20 protein-coding genes, 1 tRNA gene and 1 pseudogene are annotated in these 20,225 nt (G+C 62.6%); 14 read left to right on the top strand and 8 right to left on the bottom strand.

The genetic code is table 11. From position 1 onward, the window contains the following. Positions 1 to 23: 23 nt before the first annotated feature. Together U5A65_RS15745 and U5A65_RS15740 are read right to left on the bottom strand one after the other, a co-directional pair. Positions 24 to 902 carry a patatin-like phospholipase family protein gene (locus U5A65_RS15745; protein WP_321907290.1) on the bottom strand — a complete coding sequence of 293 codons (879 nt, stop codon included), beginning with the start codon at positions 900 to 902 and terminating at the stop codon, positions 24 to 26. Between the two features lie 48 nt (positions 903 to 950). After that, positions 951 to 1,355 (bottom strand): PaaI family thioesterase, encoded by a 405-nt coding sequence (locus tag U5A65_RS15740; protein ID WP_321907289.1) that lies wholly within the window; start codon positions 1,353 to 1,355, stop codon positions 951 to 953. A gap of 269 nt (positions 1,356 to 1,624) precedes the next feature. Between U5A65_RS15740 and U5A65_RS15735 the strand changes: the two genes are divergently transcribed. Beyond that, a tRNA-Lys gene (locus U5A65_RS15735) sits at positions 1,625 to 1,700 on the top strand. A 70-nt stretch (positions 1,701 to 1,770) separates the two neighbouring features. Here the strand turns inward: U5A65_RS15735 and U5A65_RS15730 are convergent. Next, positions 1,771 to 2,028 carry a hypothetical protein gene (locus U5A65_RS15730; RefSeq protein ID WP_158756626.1) on the bottom strand — a complete coding sequence of 86 codons (258 nt, stop codon included), beginning with the start codon at positions 2,026 to 2,028 and terminating at the stop codon, positions 1,771 to 1,773. A gap of 353 nt (positions 2,029 to 2,381) precedes the next feature. On the opposite strand from U5A65_RS15730, the gene U5A65_RS15725 reads away from it, so the two are divergent. Continuing rightward, the gene (locus U5A65_RS15725; RefSeq protein ID WP_321907286.1) at positions 2,382 to 2,702 is read left to right on the top strand and encodes a hypothetical protein; all 321 of its coding nucleotides are present in this window, start codon (positions 2,382 to 2,384) and stop codon (positions 2,700 to 2,702) included. Positions 2,703 to 2,712: 10 nt separating this feature from the next. Here the strand turns inward: U5A65_RS15725 and U5A65_RS15720 are convergent, their stop codons facing one another. Further along, positions 2,713 to 2,907, bottom strand: coding sequence for a hypothetical protein (locus U5A65_RS15720; protein ID WP_069264575.1), 195 nt, complete (start codon positions 2,905 to 2,907; stop codon positions 2,713 to 2,715). A gap of 329 nt (positions 2,908 to 3,236) precedes the next feature. On the opposite strand from U5A65_RS15720, the gene adh reads away from it, so the two are divergent. From adh to U5A65_RS15705, 3 genes are all read left to right on the top strand, one after another. Further along, positions 3,237 to 4,757: an aldehyde dehydrogenase gene (adh, locus tag U5A65_RS15715; RefSeq protein ID WP_321907283.1), complete on the top strand. Its 1,521-nt coding sequence runs from the start codon at positions 3,237 to 3,239 to the stop codon at positions 4,755 to 4,757. A gap of 113 nt (positions 4,758 to 4,870) precedes the next feature. Beyond that, positions 4,871 to 5,251, top strand: a complete 381-nt coding sequence (locus U5A65_RS15710) for a DUF779 domain-containing protein (RefSeq protein WP_321946774.1) — start codon at positions 4,871 to 4,873, stop codon at positions 5,249 to 5,251. 104 nt (positions 5,252 to 5,355) lie between these two features. Continuing rightward, positions 5,356 to 5,835 (top strand): GyrI-like domain-containing protein, encoded by a 480-nt coding sequence (locus tag U5A65_RS15705; protein WP_321946773.1) that lies wholly within the window; start codon positions 5,356 to 5,358, stop codon positions 5,833 to 5,835. Between the two features lie 488 nt (positions 5,836 to 6,323). Here U5A65_RS15705 and gyrB read toward each other — a convergent pair whose 3' ends face one another. From gyrB to dnaA, 3 genes are all read right to left on the bottom strand, one after another. Continuing rightward, on the bottom strand, positions 6,324 to 8,795 hold the full coding sequence (gene gyrB / locus U5A65_RS15700) for a DNA topoisomerase (ATP-hydrolyzing) subunit B (protein WP_321946772.1): 2,472 nt from the start codon (positions 8,793 to 8,795) through the stop codon (positions 6,324 to 6,326). A 113-nt stretch (positions 8,796 to 8,908) separates the two neighbouring features. Beyond that, a complete protein-coding gene (gene dnaN, locus U5A65_RS15695) occupies positions 8,909 to 10,012 on the bottom strand; it encodes a DNA polymerase III subunit beta (protein ID WP_028203240.1) in 1,104 nt (367 codons plus the stop codon). Positions 10,013 to 10,296: 284 nt separating this feature from the next. Further along, positions 10,297 to 11,865: a chromosomal replication initiator protein DnaA gene (gene dnaA, locus U5A65_RS15690; protein ID WP_321934466.1), complete on the bottom strand. Its 1,569-nt coding sequence runs from the start codon at positions 11,863 to 11,865 to the stop codon at positions 10,297 to 10,299. Between the two features lie 423 nt (positions 11,866 to 12,288). On the opposite strand from dnaA, the gene rpmH reads away from it, so the two are divergent. From rpmH to yidC, 4 genes and pseudogenes are all read left to right on the top strand, one after another. Next, a complete protein-coding gene (gene rpmH / locus U5A65_RS15685; RefSeq protein WP_026120950.1) occupies positions 12,289 to 12,423 on the top strand; it encodes a 50S ribosomal protein L34 in 135 nt (44 codons plus the stop codon). A 91-nt stretch (positions 12,424 to 12,514) separates the two neighbouring features. After that, a pseudogene (gene rnpA / locus U5A65_RS15680) lies at positions 12,515 to 12,937 on the top strand (ribonuclease P protein component); the annotation flags it as partial. A gap of 203 nt (positions 12,938 to 13,140) precedes the next feature. Beyond that, positions 13,141 to 13,371 (top strand): membrane protein insertion efficiency factor YidD, encoded by a 231-nt coding sequence (yidD, locus tag U5A65_RS15675; protein ID WP_091999750.1) that lies wholly within the window; start codon positions 13,141 to 13,143, stop codon positions 13,369 to 13,371. Between the two features lie 30 nt (positions 13,372 to 13,401). Next, positions 13,402 to 15,078, top strand: coding sequence for a membrane protein insertase YidC (yidC, locus tag U5A65_RS15670; protein ID WP_321946771.1), 1,677 nt, complete (start codon positions 13,402 to 13,404; stop codon positions 15,076 to 15,078). Between the two features lie 135 nt (positions 15,079 to 15,213). Here yidC and U5A65_RS15665 read toward each other — a convergent pair whose 3' ends face one another. Further along, a complete protein-coding gene (locus U5A65_RS15665; RefSeq protein WP_321907272.1) occupies positions 15,214 to 15,633 on the bottom strand; it encodes a transcriptional regulator in 420 nt (139 codons plus the stop codon). Between the two features lie 365 nt (positions 15,634 to 15,998). Between U5A65_RS15665 and mnmE the strand changes: the two genes are divergently transcribed. The 5 genes from mnmE (at position 15,999) to U5A65_RS15640 (ending at position 20,220) form a co-directional block, all read left to right on the top strand. Next, positions 15,999 to 17,399, top strand: a complete 1,401-nt coding sequence (gene mnmE, locus U5A65_RS15660) for a tRNA uridine-5-carboxymethylaminomethyl(34) synthesis GTPase MnmE (protein WP_321946770.1) — start codon at positions 15,999 to 16,001, stop codon at positions 17,397 to 17,399. 151 nt (positions 17,400 to 17,550) lie between these two features. Then, entirely contained in the window at positions 17,551 to 17,862 is a 312-nt protein-coding gene (locus U5A65_RS15655) for a DUF4148 domain-containing protein (RefSeq protein WP_321946769.1), read from the top strand. 423 nt (positions 17,863 to 18,285) lie between these two features. Continuing rightward, complete coding sequence (locus tag U5A65_RS15650; RefSeq protein WP_321946768.1) at positions 18,286 to 18,480, top strand: hypothetical protein; 195 nt, start codon at positions 18,286 to 18,288, stop codon at positions 18,478 to 18,480. Between the two features lie 145 nt (positions 18,481 to 18,625). Beyond that, the gene (locus tag U5A65_RS15645; protein WP_321934468.1) at positions 18,626 to 18,862 is read left to right on the top strand and encodes a hypothetical protein; all 237 of its coding nucleotides are present in this window, start codon (positions 18,626 to 18,628) and stop codon (positions 18,860 to 18,862) included. A gap of 332 nt (positions 18,863 to 19,194) precedes the next feature. Further along, positions 19,195 to 20,220, top strand: a complete 1,026-nt coding sequence (locus U5A65_RS15640) for a S1C family serine protease (protein ID WP_415764948.1) — start codon at positions 19,195 to 19,197, stop codon at positions 20,218 to 20,220. Positions 20,221 to 20,225: the final 5 nt, after the last annotated feature.

The raw sequence follows: 20,225 nt of genomic DNA, 5'->3' as shown, positions 1-20,225 counted from the left end.
GCTTTTGATCCGGCCGCGTGCGCTCAGGCGTGCGCGGCCGATTCCATGACGTCTGGCAAACGCGTGAGGAAACGCTCGCCGTCCACGCGGCCGAGGTTGTAGGCGTGCTGCATCTGCTGCGGGCTCGTGTAGTCCCAGCTCGAGATCGGCACCTTCGCCGATGGCTGCACGTACAGGCGCTGCTGCACGCCCTGCGCCGCCTGGTGCCGCACCACGAACATCTGCGGACGCGGATAAAGCCGCGTCACCATCACCAGCACACGGCCGGGCGTCTCGTCGAGCGCGCCGACCGGCACGTTGTCGACCATGCCGCCGTCGAGCACCGGACGGCCGTCGCGCCGCAGCACCGGCGTGAACGGCGGCGTGCACGACGACTGCAGGATGAGATCAGCCAGATCCTCCACGCTCGCGCATTCCTGCGCCGTCACGAACTCCGGATGAAACCCGAGCTTGCGCCCGAGCGTGGGATGCAGCGTCTTGCGAATGTGCTTTTCGATGTTGTACGCGATGAGACCCGCCGCCACGGCGCTGCGCGCGCCGAGCCAGCGCGGCACATGCGACACGCCGATGCGGATCTCAGGCGCGTTCTGGAGCTGCGTGAACGGCTCGCCGTAGATGTCGAGCAGCGCCTGCCGATAAATGCGGTAATGCGGGAACACCGATTCGCCGCGCAGCAGATTGCCCCAGTAGGCGTTGCGCTTGTTGTGGCGCAGCGCTTCCTCGTAATAGCGCATGACCCAGTCGGCGTCGCGCGTGTAGAGCATGCACGCGGTGGCCGCGCCCGCCGAAATGCCCGTAATGACGCGCGGGCGAATGCGCAGCTCGGGCTGGACGATGTCCCAGAACCCTGCCTGCCACCAGCAGCGATTGCCGCCGCCGGCGAAAACCACCTGATCGAACATGCCTTCTACGTCCTTCGAAGCGACCGAAAACGATCGGAAGCGCCAAGCTTAATCGAGCAGCGCGTAAGTCGAGGTCGCGTGAACCGCCATCCGGCCATCTTCGTCGTAGAGTTCTATTTCACCGAACACCAGATTGCGGCCCATGCGCAGCACGCGAGCTGTGACGAGCACGTCGCCCTTGCGCACCGCGCGCATGAAGTTCGTGTTCAGCGCAACGGTCGTCATGGGCTTGAAGCCGCCGAGCGCGGCCGTGATCGCGACGATCATGGCCGTATCCGCCGCCGCCATGAAAACCTGACCGCAGATCACGCCGCCCGAGTGGCGCAGCTCGCCCGAAAACGGCAGGCGCAAGGTGGCGCTCTCTTCGGAGACCTCGACGGGCTTCATCCCGAGCGCGCGCACCCACGGGGCCAGTACGCGCTCCAGCAGCGCGTCGATTGCGTTGTCGTCCATCGTTTGCCTTTGTGGATTGCCGTGCGACGATTGCGGCCGATTACAGCCAACCAGCCAAGCTCGGTGAACAGGCGGCGCACAGCGACTGGCTTGAGACCTGGTTTGACGCCAGGGGTGGCGACATCATACCGGGACAGCACGGCCCCGGCGGTGACGGCGCAAACGCACACGCAGACAGGGCTTGCGCCGCGTCGACACACTATTCTCAGGAATTTTGCGAAAAGGTCTTGCCAAGTCCCAAAAAGTCCTGCATAATCTTTTTTCTGTTGGGGGCGTTAGCTCAGTTGGTAGAGCAGCGGACTCTTAATCCGTAGGTCGAGTGTTCGAGTCACTCACGCCCCACCAGCCAATTCAGTCAAAAAGCCCGATCCTTGCGATCGGGCTTTTTGCATTTCTCCCCGGGCACTTTCTTGGGCTACTTCACCCGCCTCACGTGACGCGACGCCTGCTTCGGACGCGGCAGCCAGCGGCTGAGCGCCTCGAAGCCGTCGAGCTGGCGAAGCAGCGTGTCGACGGTCGAAAGCTGAACGTGAGTCAGGTGGTTCTGCTTGAGAAGCGCGTGCAGACGCTTGCGCCAGTAGGCGACCCCCATCACCGGCATCTCGAAATCGCCGGCCAGCGACGGCGGCATCACGCGCGCGATGTGCGCGATTTCCTGTTCGACGAATGTCATGGCTTTCCCCGTTGGTCCTGCCGTGGTTTCTTATCGTATGAAGTACTGTAGGACGCTCCGGGGCGCTCGCCAGCCTACCCGTATGGATAGGTAACAAATCGTCCGACTAAATTGGGGATGGTAGCCGCTGAAACCGGCGCCTCGCCGCCCGGCTCTCACGCTTCTTCGTTCGCCCGCAAGCCGCCCATTCGCTTTCCACATTTGCCGGGTCCGCAACGGCATCGGCGGCAAGAAACTTCGGAATCCGAATGATTTGATCCCGAATAGCCTATCTCACTTTCGGACTCTTCCTATAGGGATTTTCTGACTAAATGCTGATCATAGTCAGGTCAACTGTTCCAACGAGGTAAATCATGATGCACGGTCATCCTGTCGACCGGCTCGTGGCAGGCGCAATCATCGGTGCGCTCGTCACAACGCTTCTGGTCCTGCTCCTGGTCTGGCTGGATATTCCGCCCGAGAAGCACGTCAGCCTGGCTATCCGCCTTGCAGTGCCGGTCGTGATCGCCGCTTGCGCACTCCTGATCCGCCCCTTGCTGCTGAAAACGGTGCTGCGCGACCGGCGCGACCCCATGATGCTGGACGAGGATCTGAACCAGCTACTGGTCGGCCGTGCGCTTGGCCTGGTTGGCGGCTTCTTCTTCGGCATCACGCTCGCGACGCAGATCCTCTAGCCGCCAGCGCTCAGAGGAAGGGCTTGCCGTCCACCTGCTCATAGACGACGTTGCCATCGTCGTCTTCGAACTGCTCAAGGTAGTTGCGGGCACCGCACAGCGGACACCGGAACAAGGGCCCCTGCCCTTCGTTCTTGATCACGACCTCGCTCTGTTCCCACGGGGTGCCGCACGACTGGTTGCGGCAAACGAATGTACTCGACATGCAGACTCTCCTGACTGTTACGGGTGCAAAGCCTACCTCAAGTGCGGCCCGCGCGCCGCAAATCTCCAACTCCCGTCGATATTGCGCTTCCCGGCTGTTCACTTCTTGAGCAGTTGAATGCCCCTCTGTTCCGGGCTGACGCAATCCGCCGATTGCCTGCATGGCCCGCAGATCACGCATTTTCAGGGTACGCGTGCGCCGAGCCGCTACCGCATGGCGCGACGCGGCTGCGCCGCCGCGCTGGCATGGTTCTCGCGTTAGCGTCCCGCGGTAGCGCGGCCTCGCTGCGCCCGTCCATATCGAGATCGAGAACACAGAGGAGCACGGAGATGAATCACGCGGACATGCAATTCCTGACCACCGAATTCCCGTACAAGAAGCAGTATGGCAACTTCATCGGCGGCGAGTGGGTGGCGCCGCTCGGCGGCGAGTATTTCGACGACATCTCGCCCATCACGGGTCACGCGTTCACGTCCATTCCGCGCTCGCGCGAGGCCGACGTCGAACTCGCACTCGACGCCGCACACAAAGCGAAAGCCGCATGGGGCAAGACCTCGCCCACCGACCGCGCCAATATTCTGAACCGCATCGCCGATCGCATCGAGCAGAACCTCCACAAGCTCGCCGTGGCCGAGACCATCGATAACGGCAAGCCGCTGCGTGAAACGCTCGCCGCCGATATTCCGCTCGCCGCGGACCACTTCCGCTATTTCGCGGGCTGTGTGCGTGCGCAGGAAGGCGGCATCTCCGAGATCGACCACGACACGGTTGCGTATCACTTCCATGAGCCGCTCGGCGTGGTCGGCCAGATCATTCCGTGGAACTTCCCGATCCTCATGGCCGCGTGGAAGCTCGCGCCCGCTCTCGCGGCCGGCAACTGCGTGGTGCTCAAGCCCGCCGAGCAGACGCCCGCTTCGTTTCTCGTGCTGACCGAATTGATCCAGGACCTGCTGCCGGCCGGCGTGCTCAACGTGGTGAACGGCTTCGGTCTCGAAGCCGGCAAGCCGCTCGCTTCGAACAAGCGCATCGCGAAGATCGCCTTTACCGGCGAAACCACCACGGGCCGCCTCATCATGCAGTACGCGAGCCAGAACATCATTCCGGTGACGCTGGAGCTGGGCGGCAAGAGCCCGAACATCTTCTTCGCCGACGTGCTCGACCACGACGACAGCTACTTCGACAAGGCGCTCGAAGGCTTCGCGATGTTCGCGCTCAACCAGGGCGAAGTGTGCACGTGCCCGTCGCGCGTGCTCATCGACGAAAAGATCTATGACCGCTTCATGGAGCGCGCGCTCAAGCGCGTGGCGGCGATCCAGCAAGGCCACCCGCTCGATACGAAGACGATGATCGGCGCACAGGCCTCACAGGAGCAGCTCGAGAAGATCCTCTCGTATATCGACCTCGGGAAGCAGGAAGGCGCGCAATGCCTGATTGGCGGCGAGCGCAACACACTCACCGGCGAACTCGGCGACGGCTACTACGTGAAGCCCACCGTCTTCCGCGGCCACAACAAGATGCGCATCTTCCAGGAGGAAATCTTTGGGCCCGTCGTGTCCGTCACGACCTTCAAGACTGAAGAAGAAGCGCTGGAAATCGCCAACGACACGCTCTACGGCCTCGGCGCGGGTGTGTGGACGCGCGACGGTACGCGTGCCTACCGCTTCGGCCGCGCGATCCAGGCGGGGCGTGTGTGGACCAACTGCTACCACGCGTATCCGGCGCACGCGGCATTTGGCGGCTACAAGCAATCGGGCATCGGGCGCGAGAACCACAAGATGATGCTCGACCACTACCAGCAAACGAAGAACCTGCTCGTGAGCTATAGCGAGCAGCCGCTCGGGTTCTTCTGATCCCACTGCGTGCCCTGCGCGTCGCGCGCGGTGTTTTTGCGGCCCGGAAGCCGCCACTGCGCGCGACGCCTGCTTGGGCCTGCTTCGTTGCACTTTGAGAGGAGCGTCACGAGATGGTCGAACGTGTTACCGCCACGCCGGCCGCACTCGCGCTGATCGAGCAGCTAACGCGCGAACATGGCCCGGTGCTCTTTCACCAGTCGGGCGGCTGCTGCGACGGCAGCGCGCCCATGTGCTTTCCCGTCGGCGAGTTCATGGTCGGCAATGCCGACGTGCAGTTGGGAGAAATCGGCAGGATGCCGTTCTATATGACGGAGGCGCAGTTTGAGTACTGGCAGCACACCCAGCTCATCATCGACGCCGTGCCAGGCAACGGCGGCATGTTTTCGCTCGAACGACCCACGGGCCTGCGCTTTCTCACGCGCTCGCGGCTCTACGACGACGAAGAGAACGCGTGGCTCGAGGCGCATCCGGTAACACGTGTGAGTTTGTGACGCTCGAGTCCTCGGCACGCCGAGGGCGTCTACCGGAGCACGGTGCTATCTTCGGGCGCATGCAGCCGCGCATTCGCGTGGCCAGTGCACCTGGAGACGCCATCATGCAAAACCGCGACGTGAAGCTCCTCACCCTCGAGCCAACGGATCTGCTCGCCGTCAGCCACGTGGGTCCGTACATGAAGATCAGCGACGCGTTCTACACGCTCGCGCAATGGCTTGGCGAGCGCAACGTGCGCACGTCCGGTTCGAAGATGGTTGGCATCTTTTACGACGATCCCAAGACGGTCGAAGAATCGAAGCTGCGCTCGAAAGCGGCACTGCATCTGGGGCAAGAAACCGATGTGGAGATCCTGGCGCCTGTCGAGAAGGTTCAGCTGCGTGGCGGCGAACACGCGATGGTGCTTCACAAGGGGCCGTATGAGGGGCTGCAGCAAGCGTGGATGTGGCTTTACAACGAAGGCTTGCAGAAGCTCGGGCGCAAGCCGGACTTTTCGGCGCCTTCGTTCGAGGTTTATCTGAATACGCCTGACGAGGCGGCGCCGGAGGACCTGAAGACGGAGCTTTATATCCCGCTGGCTTGAGCCGTGCGATTTGCAGGGTAAGGACGATGCCGCCGGGACGGTTTACGGCGGCATCGTCGTTTCCGATGCGAGGGTTCTAAGGTTTTAATAACGTATGTATACGTAAACGTAGTAATAGTTAACAAGGCCCTGGGTATTCTGTGGATAACCGTGGAAAACCATTGAGTAAACAAGGCTGTGGAAAAAACATAACCTTGCGGGTGTTAACGGGACAACGCCAGGCAGCTGCTGGCAACTTTTCCACATTTTTTGCGCTGCCGAAGTTATCCCCGATTCATGCACAGTGATTTCCTGGGGTTTTCCGAGGGTTATCCGCTGAGGGCTGTGGATACTTCCGGGCGCGAGTTCTTGCTGTCTTCCAGACAAAAAAATAGCGCCTCCCGGGGCGCTTTCATCGCATCGCGGTGGGCTTTGCGGCACGAACTGCGGCATCAAATAAAAACGCCCGGTTCCCCGGGCGTTTGCTTTTCAATGGCAGCATCGGACGATCAAACGTCGATATTCCCCGCCCGCAGCGCATTGCTTTCAATGAACGCACGGCGCGGCTCGACATCGTCACCCATGAGCGTCGTAAAGATGCCATCGGCGGCGATCGCGTCCTCGATCTGCACGCGCAGCAAACGTCGCACAGTCGGATCCATCGTCGTTTCCCAGAGCTGCCCGGGGTTCATCTCGCCAAGCCCCTTATAGCGCTGCTTCGACACGTTGCGCTCGGCATCGGCGATCAGCCACTTCATCGCGCTCTTGAAGTCGTTCACGGCCATGCTGCGTTCGCCTCGCTTGATCACGGCGTTCTTGCCGATCAAGCCCTTGAACGTATTGGCCGTGTTCACGAGCTGCTGATAGTCGGCGGTGAGCTGGAACTCCTCGTCGATCACTGAGACCTTCACGTTGCCGTGATGGCGACGCTCCACGCGCAGCGAACGTTGCTCGCGCACCTGGTCGTACATCGGCACCACGCTCACTTCCGGCTTGAGCGGATCGTCGCGCAGTTGCGCTTCGAGTGCACGCGCCGAAGCCTCGGTCGATTCTTCACTCGACAAATCGATCGCCACGCCGTCCATGATTGCTTCGAGCGCGCGCTCGTCGTACAGACGCGAGAGACGATCCACCACGCCGCGTGCAAGCTGATACGAGCGTGCTAGCTCGCCAAGCGCGTCACCGGAGATTGGCGTTGCGCCTTCGTTCGGCACGAGCTCCGAGCCCTGCAGCGCGAGACGCAGCATATGCGCATTCAGCTCCGAATCGTCCTTGAGATAGCGCTCGTCCTTGCCCGCCTTCAGCTTGTACAGCGGCGGCTGTGCAATATACACGTAGCCGCGCTCGATCATCTCGGGCATCTGGCGATAGAAGAACGTGAGCAGCAGCGTGCGGATGTGCGCGCCGTCCACGTCCGCGTCGGTCATGATGATGATGCGGTGATAACGCAGCTTGTCGAGGTTGTAATCGTCCTTGCCGATACCGCAGCCCAGCGCGGTGATCAGCGTGACGATCTGCTCGGAAGACAGCAGCTTGTCGTAGCGGGCCTTTTCGACGTTCAGCACCTTGCCGCGCAGCGGCAGGATTGCCTGGAACTTGCGGTCACGGCCTTGCTTGGCCGAGCCGCCTGCCGAGTCGCCCTCGACGATATAGACTTCCGACTTCGCCGGATCTTTCTCCTGGCAGTCCGCGAGCTTGCCCGGCAGGCCCACGCCGTCGAGCACGCCCTTGCGGCGCGTCATCTCGCGCGCCTTGCGCGCGGCGTCGCGTGCGCGTGCGGCGTCGACGATCTTGCTGCAAATGGTCTTCGCGTCGTTCGGCGTTTCGAGCAGAAACTCTTCGAGCGCCTTCGCCACGACATCTTCGACCGGCGCGCGCACTTCCGAGGAAACCAGCTTGTCCTTCGTCTGCGAGCTGAACTTCGGCTCCGGCACCTTCACGGAAAGCACGCACGACAACCCTTCGCGCATGTCGTCGCCGGAGGTTTCGACCTTGGCCTTCTTCGCGATTTCGTTGTCGGCGATGTACTTGTTGATCACGCGCGTCATCGCCGCGCGCAGGCCGGTCAAGTGCGTGCCGCCGTCGCGCTGCGGGATGTTGTTCGTGAAGCACAGCACGCTTTCGTTGTAGCTGTCGTTCCACTGCATCGCCACTTCGACGCCCACGCCGTCCTTCTCGCTTTGCACGTAGAAGATGTTCGGGTGCAGGACGGTCTTCGCCTTGTTGATGTACTCGACAAAGCCCTTCACGCCGCCACCGAAGGCGAAATCGTCTTCCTTGCCCGAGCGTTGGTCGGTCAGGCGAATGCGCACGCCGTTGTTCAGGAACGAGAGTTCGCGAATACGCTTGGCGAGAATGTCGTAGTGGTACTCCACGCTGCCGAAGATGGTTTCGTCGGCCATGAAGTGCACTTCGGTGCCACGATTTTCGGTGTCGCCAAGCAGTTGCATGGGCGAGACCGTGTGGCCGTCACGCTCTTCGAGCACGCGGTTCTGCGGCACGCCACGGTGAAATTCCATGAAGTGCTTCTTGCCGTCCCGGCGCACGGTCAGACGCAGAAAGCTCGAGAGTGCGTTCACGCACGACACGCCCACGCCGTGCAGGCCGCCCGAGACCTTGTAGCTGTTCTGGTCGAACTTGCCGCCCGCGTGCAGCTCGGTCATCACGATTTCGGCGGCGCTGCGCTTCGGATCGTGCTTGTCGTCCATCTTCACGTCCGTGGGAATGCCGCGGCCGTTATCGGTGATCGAGATGGAGTTGTCCGCGTGAATCACCACGTGGATGTCGTTACAGTAGCCGGCGAGGGCTTCGTCGATCGAGTTGTCCAGCACTTCGAAGACGAGATGGTGCAGACCGGTGCCGTCCGACGTGTCGCCGATGTACATCCCGGGCCGCTTGCGCACTGCCTCCAGACCTTCGAGGATCTGGATCGACGAGGCGCCGTAGCTGTTGTCGGGTTGCGAGTTGTTCGTATCAGTCATGGAATTTTCCGGTTCTGCGTACTGCCTGTGTTACTGCTCGAGACTTTTTCAAAAAGCCATAAAAACGCCAAAGGGGCGCAGCGCCCCCTGGTGTTCTTCTTCTGTCGCGCTTTTTAGATGCGCATCGGCATCACCACGTACTTGAATTCCTCGTTCTCGGGAATCGTGATGAGCGCGCTGGAGCTGGCGTCGCCGAGGCTCACTTCCAGCGTGTCGACCTTCAGGTTCGCGAGGACGTCGAGCAGATACGTGACGTTGAACCCGATGTCGATGGTGTCGCCCTGGTAGGCGATTTCCAGTTCTTCCTGCGCCTCTTCCTGGTCGGCGTTGGTCGACATGATCTTGAGCTGGCCAGGCTCGATGATGCAGCGCACGCCCTTGAACTTGTCGGACGTGAGAATCGCCGCGCGCTGCAGCGAGCGCTGCAGTTCTTCGCGGCCGATCTGGAAGGTGTTCTTGTGCGCCTTCGGGATCACGCGCTGGAAGTCGGGGAACTTGCCCTCCACGAGCTTCGAAACCAGTTCGACCTGGCCGAACGTGAACTTCACCTGCGTCGAACCGATGTCGATCTTCAGCACGTCGTCGATGTCTTCGAGCAGGCGCTGCAGTTCGAGAATGGTCTTGCGCGGGATGATGACTTCCTGGCGCGCGAACGAGCCTTCGATCTTCATCGACGAGAACGCGAGGCGGTGGCCGTCGGTTGCGACCGCCATGAGCTGGTCGCCGTCCACGACGAGCAGCATGCCGTTCAGGTAGTAGCGGATGTCCTGCTGCGCCATGGCGAAATACACCATGCCGAGCAACTGGCGGAACGTTTTCTGCGGCACCGCGAGGTTCGCGCCGAAGTCCTTGGCCTGCGCCACCGTGGGGAACTCGTCCGCGGCGAGCGTTTGCAAGGCGAAGCGGCTCTTGCCCGACTGCACCGTGAGGCGCTTGTCGGCGAGCGTGAGCGTGACCTGGCCGTCGGGCATGGCGCGCAGGATGTCGAGCAGCTTGCGCGCGGCGACCGTCGTGGCCACCTGGTCGTTGCCTACGCCGAAGTCGGCGGTCGTGGTGATCTGCAACTCGAGGTCGGTCGACAGGAACGAGACGTCGGAACCGGTTTTGGTGATCAGCAGATTGGCGAGGATCGGCAACGTGTGGCGGCGTTCGACAATGCCGCTCACCGTTTGCAGCGGCCTCAGCAGGTTATCGCGTTCGGTCTTGACCAGTTGCATAGAGTTCCTTCGTTGATGTGACGGTCTGCGCGCCCGCCTGGCGCCGGTTTTGCCGACGCGACCCCACGAATCGCATGTGTGGGCGGCGGCTTCGGCGCCGCTCAGACGGTTGATGCAGCACAGGCCGCGGCGTGTTTCCCGCCCCGGACCGCCGGGCGGTTAAACCCATATTGTGCCTGAAAACGGACCACTTCCCTAAATTGGGGGCGATCCGCGAAATAAACAGGGCAAACCCTCGGGATGCGACCGTCCGCCCCGCCGTTCAGGTGCTGCTTGTCTGCGTGTTACCCCTTCAGCGTCTGCTCGAGCACGTGCAGCTCGTGATTGAGCTGAGCGTCCTTGGTGCGTTCGTCGGCGATCTTGCGCACGGCGTGCAGCACCGTGGTGTGATCGCGGCCGCCGAACAGCTCGCCAATTTCCGGCAGGCTCTTCTGCGTCAGCTCCTTGGCCAGATACATGGCGATCTGGCGCGGGCGCGCGATATTGGCCGGGCGCTTCTTCGAATACATGTCGGCGACCTTGATGCTGTAGAAGTCAGCCACCGTCTTCTGGATGTTTTCGACAGAAATCTGGCGGTTCTGAACCGTCAGCAGGTCCTTGAGCGCTTCCTTGGTCAGCTCGATCGAGATCTCGCGGCCGTGGAACTTCGAGTACGCGAGGATCTTGCGCAGCGCGCCTTCGAGTTCGCGCACGTTCGAGCGCAGATGCTTCGCGACGAAGAACGCCACGTCCTCGTTCAGGCTCACGCCTTCCGACTGCGCCTTGCGCATCAGAATGGCCACGCGCATTTCCAGCTCGGGCGGCTCGATCGCCACGGTCAGGCCCGAGTCGAAGCGCGAGATCAGACGGTCGTCGATACCCGAGATTTCCTTCGGATACGTATCGCTCGTGATGATCACCTGCGCCTTGTTGGCGACGAGCGCCTCGAACGCGTAGAAGAACTCTTCCTGCGTGCGCGACTTGCCCGAGAAGAACTGAATATCGTCGATCAGCAGCAGGTCGAGCGAGTGGTAGTAACGCTTGAAGTCGTCGAACGCCTTGCGCTGGTAGGCCTTCACCACGTCGGACACATACTGTTCGGCGTGGATGTAGCGGATGCGCGCACCCGGCTTGTCGAGCAGCAGCTGGTTGCCGATCGCGTGGATCAAGTGGGTCTTGCCAAGGCCTACGCCGCCGTACAGGAACAGCGGGTTGTACGAGATGCCCGGGTTGTCGGCCACCTGAATGGCGGCGGCGCGTGCGAGCTGGTTCGCCTTACCCGTCACGAAGTTGTCGAACGTGAGCACCGGGTTGAGCTTCGAGCGCTCGTAGGTCGGGTCGGGTTCGCCGTTCGAGGCAGCCGCGGCCGCGCCCTGGCCCGGACGCCAGGTACGGCGGCCGGCGGCGGCTTCGTTGGCGTCGAGGCTGGGCAGATCGAGATCGGCGGCGTCTTCAGCGCTAGCCTGCGCGACGGCGGCCGACGCGGCTTGCACCATGCCGGCGAGGCCCGTACCGCCAGTGACGGCGGCCGGTTGCGGCGCGGCGGCGGCGACAGCCGATGCAGGCGCACTGGCCAGAGGCGCACGCGGTGCGGCAGCGGGCGCGACGTGAGGCGCGCGCATGCCCGCCTTCGGGTCGAGGACGAACTGCACGTCGACCGGGGTCTGCCAGAAGTCGCGTGCCAGATCGGTGATCCGGCCCGAGAACTGGCTCTTGACCCAGTCGAGCTTGAAGCGGTTGGGAGCGGCTATCTGCAGCGTGTTCGCCGCAGCATCGAAGGCAACCGGGGCCAACGGTTTAATCCACGTCACGTACTGCTGGGGCGTTAGCTCACGCTCCAGTAGTGCGGAACAGTGTTGCCAGAATTCGTTCATCGAGTTGCTGTGGTCGTTTTGTTTGCATGCGTTGCAGTCGCTCCGCTCTTGTCGCACACACGCGACGAGGCCCTGACGAGGCGACGGCAATTGCTCCGGAAGCCCGCGCGGCAAGGGTCTTGCGGCAAGCAGGCGGGCCGGAGCGGCATGCAGGATTCTTGGGATAGGCGAGATTCTAACGCCGAAATCCCCTCGCCAGGAAGTTATCCACAGGGACGGATCAACGCACGTTCGTTCGTTCCCTTACAGCAGTCACTACAGGTGCGATGCGGTGGCTTGAAAAGGTTCGATCGCCTAACCTATTGACGGCCAACGAAAAACCGGCTTAAATAGCGGGTTCCTCGAAAACCAATCCCTAGTACCACCGGCCATTGCCTTTTTCCGCGATGCTCGCCGCGGTCAAAACTCAACAGTGAGAGCAACATGAAACGTACTTTCCAACCTTCCGTTACCCGTCGCAAGCGTACCCACGGTTTCCGCGTGCGCATGAAGACCGCTGGTGGCCGCAAAGTGATCAACGCACGCCGTGCGAAGGGTCGCAAGCGCCTCGCCGTCTAAGTCGGGCAGCATCGCTATCAGCGAAATCACGGGTAGCGGCCCGCTCGCGAGCACGGCGAACAGGACGAACCTGGTAACTGATCGGGGCGTCATGCCGTCGCGAACGCAAGCCGCTTTTCCGAAAGCCGCAAGGCTACTGAAAACGGATGAGTTCTCATCCGTTTTTCGTTTGCGCCCCTGGCGCCGCACCGAACACTTCGTCGTGTACGGCCGGCCCACCGGCAACGAGGCGCGGCTCGGACTCGTGATCGGCAAGAAGTACGCACCGCGCGCGGTAACGCGCAACCTGGTGCGACGGATTGCCCGCGAAGCGTTTCGTGTGCGCCGTGCGCAGTTCGAAGGTTTCGACCTGCTGCTGCGCCTGCATACGAAGTTCGACCGCAAGGCGCTGCCGGGCGCGTCTTCGCCGGGGCTCAAAGCTTTGTGCCGCGGCGAGATTGAGACGCTGCTCGAAAAGGCCGCGCGCGAAGTCACGCGGCGTGGCAGTGCTACGCCTGCGACATCTGCGCGCACCCCTTGCGCGGCGCAGGCCGCGGCACCAAGTGGGCAACCAGCGGAGGAGCCGGCGCGTGCCCAGGCCGGTAGCGTTCCGCCGCCGGACCACGGCAGTTCCCGCACATCATGAGCGGGGCGCGCGAGTCCGGCTTATCCGACGTAGACGCCGCGCAAGCGGCACGTGGTTCGTCATCGAGCGCGGCGCAGTCAGGCCGCAACGCCATGCAAACGGTATTGATCGCACTGCTGCGTTTCTACAAGCTTGCCGTGAGTCCCCTCCTCGGCAGCCGGTGCCGTTTTTATCCTTCCTGTTCGGATTACGCGCGCGAGGCAATCCAGTATCATGGCGCCGCGCGCGGGACTTACCTCGCCGCGCGGCGGCTGTGCCGCTGCCATCCGTTTTCGGCGGGCGGCATCGATCTCGTCCCGCCTGTATCTCCGAAAAAGCGCTGACGCGCCATTCCATCGACACTGAGACAACGCATGGATATCAAACGCACCGTCCTATGGGTCATCTTCTTCATGTCAGCTGTCATGCTGTACGACAACTGGCAGCGCGACCATGGACGCCAGTCGATGTTCTTCCCGAACGCGACGCAAACGCAGACGCAAACCGCCGCCGGCGGCCCCGCGCCCGCTAGCGCCGCCAACGGCGCGTCCGACCTGCCGGCGGCCGCGGCCGCCGAGGGCCAGGCGCCGACGAACACCGCCCAGCCGGCTGCAGTTGCAGCCCAGCTCGTCCATTTCCGCACCGACGTCTACGACGGCGTGATCGACACGCGCGGCGGTTCGCTCGTGAAGCTGTCGCTCGTGAAGGAAAGCGCCGACGGCAAGGGTCCGGACCAGTACATCACGCTGTTCGACCACACGAACGACCACACGTACCTGGCACGCACGGGCCTGCTCGGCGGCGACTTCCCGAACCACAACGACGTGTTCACGGCAGTCGACGGCCCGCGCGAGCTGACCGGCGACGCCAACTCCTTCCAGATCGCGCTTCAGTCGCCCGAGAAAGGCGGCGTGAAGGTCACCAAGACCTACACGTTCACGCGCGGCAGCTACGTGATCGGCGTGGACTGGAAGGTGCAGAACGTGAGCGGCGCGCCGGTTTCGCCGACGCTGTACATGGAAATCGTGCGTGACAGCGAGCCGGTCGAAACGCCGCGCTTCTCGCATACCTTCATCGGCCCGGCGGTGTACTCGAACGAGCATCACTTCCAGAAGATCACGTTCGGCGACATCGACAAGAACAAGGCTGACTTCGTGACCCAGGCCGACAACGGCTGGATCGCGATGGTGCAGCACTACTTCGCGACCGCGTGGATTCCGCAGCAAGGCGCCAAGCGCAGCATCTACGTCGAGAAGTTCGACAACTCGCTCTACCGCGTGGGTGTGAAGCAGCCGCTCGGCACGATCGCACCGGGTGCGACGGACAACGTGCAGGCGCGCCTCTTCGCGGGCCCGCAGGAAGAGCGCATGCTCGAAGGCATCGCACCGGGTCTGGAACTCGTGAAGGACTACGGCTGGGTGACGATCATCGCCAAGCCGCTCTTCTGGCTGCTCGAGAAGATCCACAGCTACGTGGGCAACTGGGGCTGGTCGATCGTGTTGCTCACGCTGCTCATCAAGGCCGTGTTCTTCCCGCTCTCCGCCGCCAGCTACAAGTCGATGGCGCGCATGAAGGAAATCACGCCGCGCATGCAGGCGCTGCGCGAGCGCTTCAAGAGCGACCCGCAGAAGATGAATGCGGCGCTCATGGAGCTCTACAAGACCGAGAAGGTGAATCCGTTCGGCGGCTGTCTGCCGGTGGTGATCCAGATTCCGGTGTTCATCTCGCTGTACTGGGTGCTGCTCTCGTCGGTGGAAATGCGCGGCGCGCCGTGGATTCTCTGGATTCACGACCTTTCGCAGCAAGACCCGTTCTTCATCCTGCCGGTGCTGATGGCCGTCTCGATGTTCGTGCAGACGAAGCTGAACCCGACGCCGCCGGACCCCGTCCAGGCCAAGATGATGATGTTCATGCCGATCGCGTTCTCGGTCATGTTCTTCTTCTTCCCGGCGGGCCTCGTGCTGTACTACGTCGTGAACAACGTGCTCTCGATCGCGCAGCAGTACTACATCACGCGCATGATGGGCAAAAACAAGAAGAAGGCAGCCTGAGTGCAGTGGCGGCGGTGACGCCGCCACTTGAATCAAGGCTCGAAAAAAAGCCGTCCGGTGTGAACCGGACGGCTTTTTGCTTGAGTGGATTGCCGTTTCCTTGACGCCGCAAAGCGCAGCGTTCGTGCTCGCGCGTTAGTTCTTCTCCGCGTCGCCATAAAATTGGGCGACCAGTTCCTGCACGAGATAGCGGTGATGGGCGCTGAGCGACTCGATCTTCGAGGCCAGTTCGAGCGTTTCCTCGGAAACCGGATACTTGTCGTCAGGCTTGCGGGGCCGCGGCACGGTCGAACCCGAGTTGCCCGGCGGACCATAGTGCAGCCAGTGAATATCCACGTCGAACCACTTCGCCAGCGTCTCCAGTTTGTCGTGCGTGGGTATCGTGCGGCCGCTGAGCCACTTGTGAGCGGTTTGCGGCGAAACCGGATGCTCGCCGTGATGGCGCAGGTTGAACCGGTTAGCCAGGTCGGTACTGCCGCGCAGTTTTTCGGGCGCGCGCTTCATGGCGAACTTGAGACGTTCGGCAAAGGCGGCTTTTTCGTCGGATGTCGGCATGGGCCAGATTGTGCAGCCCGAAATCGGCGAAGATGACAACCAGTTAGGCTATATTTAGCGTAATTAAGGGATAATTCGCCTGCTTCTGACGGCCTTATGATTTCGGTCGAGATCCTCGCAAATTCCCTTATGCGCATGGCATTGGTGGCTTCTGCCGCTCCAGTTATCCAAATTCTGACAGAATTTGTTGAGATCAATCTTATCTAATTCAAGATAAAAACAGAGAAGTCTCGGCTAGCTGCCCAGCCGGAAAGCGCTTTGTCTGGCGCGTTACAATGCCTCGCGTTTTGAGAGTGCTCACGCGACCGTAGTCGGTCCCCGCACTTAGTCCTGATTTCAGCCCTGCTCCACGGTCCACACCCATCATGCTCGCCACCGATACCGATCCCATCGTCGCCATCGCAACTGCGCCCGGACGCGGCGGGATCGGCGTCGTGCGGGTTTCGGCCGGCCGCGCGGGCGCGGCGGCGACCGCAGCGTTGATGCAGGCCCTCACCGGCCAGAACCTGGTTGCGCGCCATGCGAGCTACGTGCCCTTCCTCGACGGCGCTGGCACCGTGCTCGATCGCGGTATCGCGTTGTCCTTTCCCGCGCCGCATTCGTACACTGGCGAGCATGTGCTCGAACTGCAGGGGCACGGCGGCCCGATCGTGCTGCAGCTCGTTTTGCAGCGCTGTATCGAAGCCGGCCGCGAGTTCGGACTACGCCTCGCCGAGCCTGGCGAATTCACGCGGCGCGCGTTCCTCAACGACAAACTCGATCTGGCCCAGGCGGAAGCCGTGGCCGACCTGATCGAGGCGAGTACGGAAGCGGCCGCGCGCTCGGCCGGCCGCTCGCTCGACGGCGCATTCTCGCGTGACATCCACGCGCTCGTGGACGACGTCGTCACGTTGCGCATGCTCGTTGAGGCGACGCTCGATTTCCCCGAAGAGGAGATCGACTTCCTCGAGGCTGCCGACGCGCGTGGCAAGCTCACGCGCATTCGCGCACAACTCGACCACGTGCTCTCCGAGGCGCGCCAGGGTGCTTTGCTGCGCGAAGGACTTTCCGTCGTGCTCGCGGGACAGCCCAACGTGGGCAAGTCGTCGCTGCTGAACGCGCTGGCAGGCGCAGAACTCGCGATCGTGACGCCCGTTGCCGGCACGACGCGCGACAAGATTTCCCAAACCATCCAGGTCGAAGGCATTCCGCTGCATGTGATCGACACAGCAGGTTTGCGCGACACCGAGGACGAGGTCGAGAAGATCGGCATCGAGCGCACGTGGAGCGAAATCGGCCGCGCGGATGTGGTGCTGCATCTGCTCGATGCGCGCACGGGCATGAACGCCGAAGACGAGGCGATCGCCGCGCGCTTTCCTGCCGGTGTGCCGGTCGTCCGCGTGCTCAACAAGACCGACCTGACGGGCGTAGCGCCCGAAGTGGCGATGCGTCGCGCGGTTAGCGGTAGTGAAGTCTGCGAGTTGCGTCTTTCGGCGAAACAGGGCGACGGCATCGGGCTGCTGCGCGCGGAGCTGCTGCGCATTGCAGGCTGGCAGGCGGACGCGCAGAGCGTCTATCTCGCACGCGAGCGGCATCTCATCGCGCTGCGCGCTGCGCGCGAGCATCTCGCGCATGCGGCGGCGCACGCCGACCAGAATTCGCAATTGCTCGATCTGTTCGCCGAAGAGCTGCGCCTCGCGCAGGAGTCGCTGAATTCGATCACCGGTGAATTCACGTCCGATGACCTGCTGGGTGTGATCTTCAGCCGGTTTTGTATCGGGAAGTAACCCCGCATCGCGCCCCACCCATTCTTCCGCCGCCTGGAACAATCCCTTCGAAACACGAGGGTTAACCCTCGGCGGCAATCCTCCTAGACTTTCGCTCATCGGATGCAGACATGTTGTCGCGCCGAACCAAAAGCCAAAGGAGGTAGTTAGCATGAAGTCCCTGATCCAGACCGTAGCCGTTGCCGTTGCCCTCGTCGTGCCGGTGGCATCGTTCGCGCAGTCGAATGCGCCCATTACCCGCGCCCAGGTGCGCGCCGAGCTCGTGCAGCTCGAGAAGGCAGGCTGGCGTCCGGGCGCAGGGGCCGACCCGCACTACCCCGACGACCTTCTCGCCGCCGAAGCCAAGGTGTCCGCCGCGAACGGCGCAACGAGCGGCTATGGCGGCGCGGCAGCAGGCAACTCGGATGCGGGCCGCCCGGCGGTGCCCAAGTCCGACTGGAACGCAATGTATAACCATCCGTAACACAGCAATACCGCTAAGACGCTTGCATGATCCACGGCAATCACTTCGCATACCTGAATGAATACCTCCGCCGTCGTTGACTCGACGGCTTCGCTCGGGCCTCACGGCCTGGGCGCTTTTTCCGGCGACCGTCAGGCAACCTGGCGACGCGCTCATAAGCAACGCTTGTTCAGCCTCTCCTTTGCGCACTACGAGCTAACTGCAACGTCATTTACTTCGTAGTGCGATTCATTTGGCGATTCACTGACAATCGATTCTTTAACGGGCGCGCCCCGTCTCTTCCGCTCGCCAACACGACTCTCTTCCCCCATCAAACCACGGCGTCCATTGCGGGCGGCTGTAATTTGTGGACACACATCGTTGCTTTTCCAAACCATTGCCCCGGCGTGCCTCGTCGACAATCGGTGCCATAGGAGAACGACTATGAAAACACTCTTCTGCGCAATGGCTCTGGTTGCCTTGTCGGCTGGCCTCACGGGTTGTGTGGTGGCGCCGCCATACGCGTACGCGCCTGCGCCAGCCTATGGCTACGGTTATGCGCCGGGCTACTATGCGGCGCCTTCGGTGGATATCGGGGTTGGCGTGGGCGGCTATTACGGCCACGGCTGGCGACATTAAGGGGACCATAACAAGGCCCTTGAAAGGTTGATGTCTGATCTCTGAACTTGACCTATCCGATGTGATAGCTGTACACGCGCCACCGCCGAACTAAAGTGGCGAGACACGCTTTTACAAGACGCTGGGCCGGCACACGGGGGCAACCATGAGATTCATCGACGACGAGATCGCGCACATCACGCGCGCAATGGCGCCCTCGTTATCCGCTGGCACGACACCGGCCGTCTTTTCATTCGATTATTGGTACGAGCGCCTCTCCGCGTTGCTCGACCGCGCCCAGATCACGCCATCCCAGTTCCGGGCGGTCGACGCGCTCATGCTCGAGCTCGAAACGCGCCAGGCTGCCTTCGGCACGAAGGCACGAGAGGCGCTGGCCGCATGACTCGTCGGTTCACGACTTTGCTTCGCCCCGCTTAACCTCGCCATGTCACCCGAGCATGGATTAGCCCGCGCAAGCGGGCTTTTTTCTTTTCCGGGACGGCAGGCACAAAAAAGACCGCGGCAGGGGCCGCGGTCAAGAGCTTGCCATTAGGCATCCTACGCGCCGCCGAGGGGTTGTCGCCGCCTCACCATTCTCGCGGCCAGCCCCTTGCACAGCAACGGTTTGCGCCCCGATTTAACAATCCTTAACCTTTTGACGGGTCCGGCTCGCGCTCTTGAAAACGCCGCGCGCCCCCTGCATGTACAGCCCACTTTTTTCGGAGATTGAGAATCGTGGGCAGACGACCTTCCTTCATTGACGATCTGGCTCGCGGCGTCCCTCCCGACGGCGCGGGCCAGCGTGCGGGCATCGACGACGGCGCGCTCCTCGACGCCTATTCGCGCACTGTGATCGGCGCGCTGGAGCGCGTGCAGCCGGCCGTCGCGCACATTGCTGTCGAGCGGCGCGCATCGGGCCAAGCGCCCGCACGCGGCGGCAGCGGCTCGGGCTTCCTGTTCACCCCGGACGGCTACTTGCTGACGAATAGCCACGTGGTGCACGGAGCAAGCAAGCTCAGCGTCACGCTCGCGGACGGCTCGACGCAGAGTGCAGACCTGGTCGGCGACGACCCGAGCACAGACCTCGCCGTGTTGCGCATCGGCGCGCCAGAGGCGCTGCCGCATGCGCAGCTGGGCGATTCGGCGGGCCTGCGCGTCGGACAGATCGCGATCGCCGTGGGCAGCCCGCTGGGCCTCGCGCAAACGGTGACGACGGGCGTCGTGTCGGCTCTCGGCCGCTCGCTACGCTCCGAGTCCGGCCGCATGATCTACGACGTAATCCAGACCGATGCCGCGCTCAATCCGGGCAACTCGGGTGGACCGCTGATCGATTCGGCGGGACAGGTGATTGGCGTGAATACGGCGATCATTCCGGGTGCGCAGGCCATTTGCTTCGCCACGGCCATCGACACGGCAAAGTGGGTCATCACGCAGCTCTTCGCGCACGGCCGGGTGCGCCGGGCCTATATCGGCATTGCCGGCACCACGGTGCCGATCGCGCGCAGGGTGCAGCGCTATTTTGACCTGAGCGCAACGACCGGCGTGCGGGTGATGGAGATCGTCAAGGGCAGTCCAGCCGCGCTCGGCGGCCTGCGCGTGGACGACACGATCGTGACGATCGACGGCCTGCCCGTGGACGGCATCGACACGCTGCAGCGTCTCTTCGACGTTTCGCGCATTGATCGCGCCGTGGATATCGGTGTGATCCGCTTGACGCAGCGGCTTGACCTGAGGGTCACGCCCGTCGAGCAAACGGGCTAAGCGCA

It is taken from the genome of Paraburkholderia sp. J10-1, from assembly GCF_905220165.1.
Taxonomy (GTDB): domain Bacteria; phylum Pseudomonadota; class Gammaproteobacteria; order Burkholderiales; family Burkholderiaceae; genus Paraburkholderia.
Note: the sequence above shows the minus strand (reverse complement) of the source record. Positions and strands in the feature narration are given on the sequence as shown.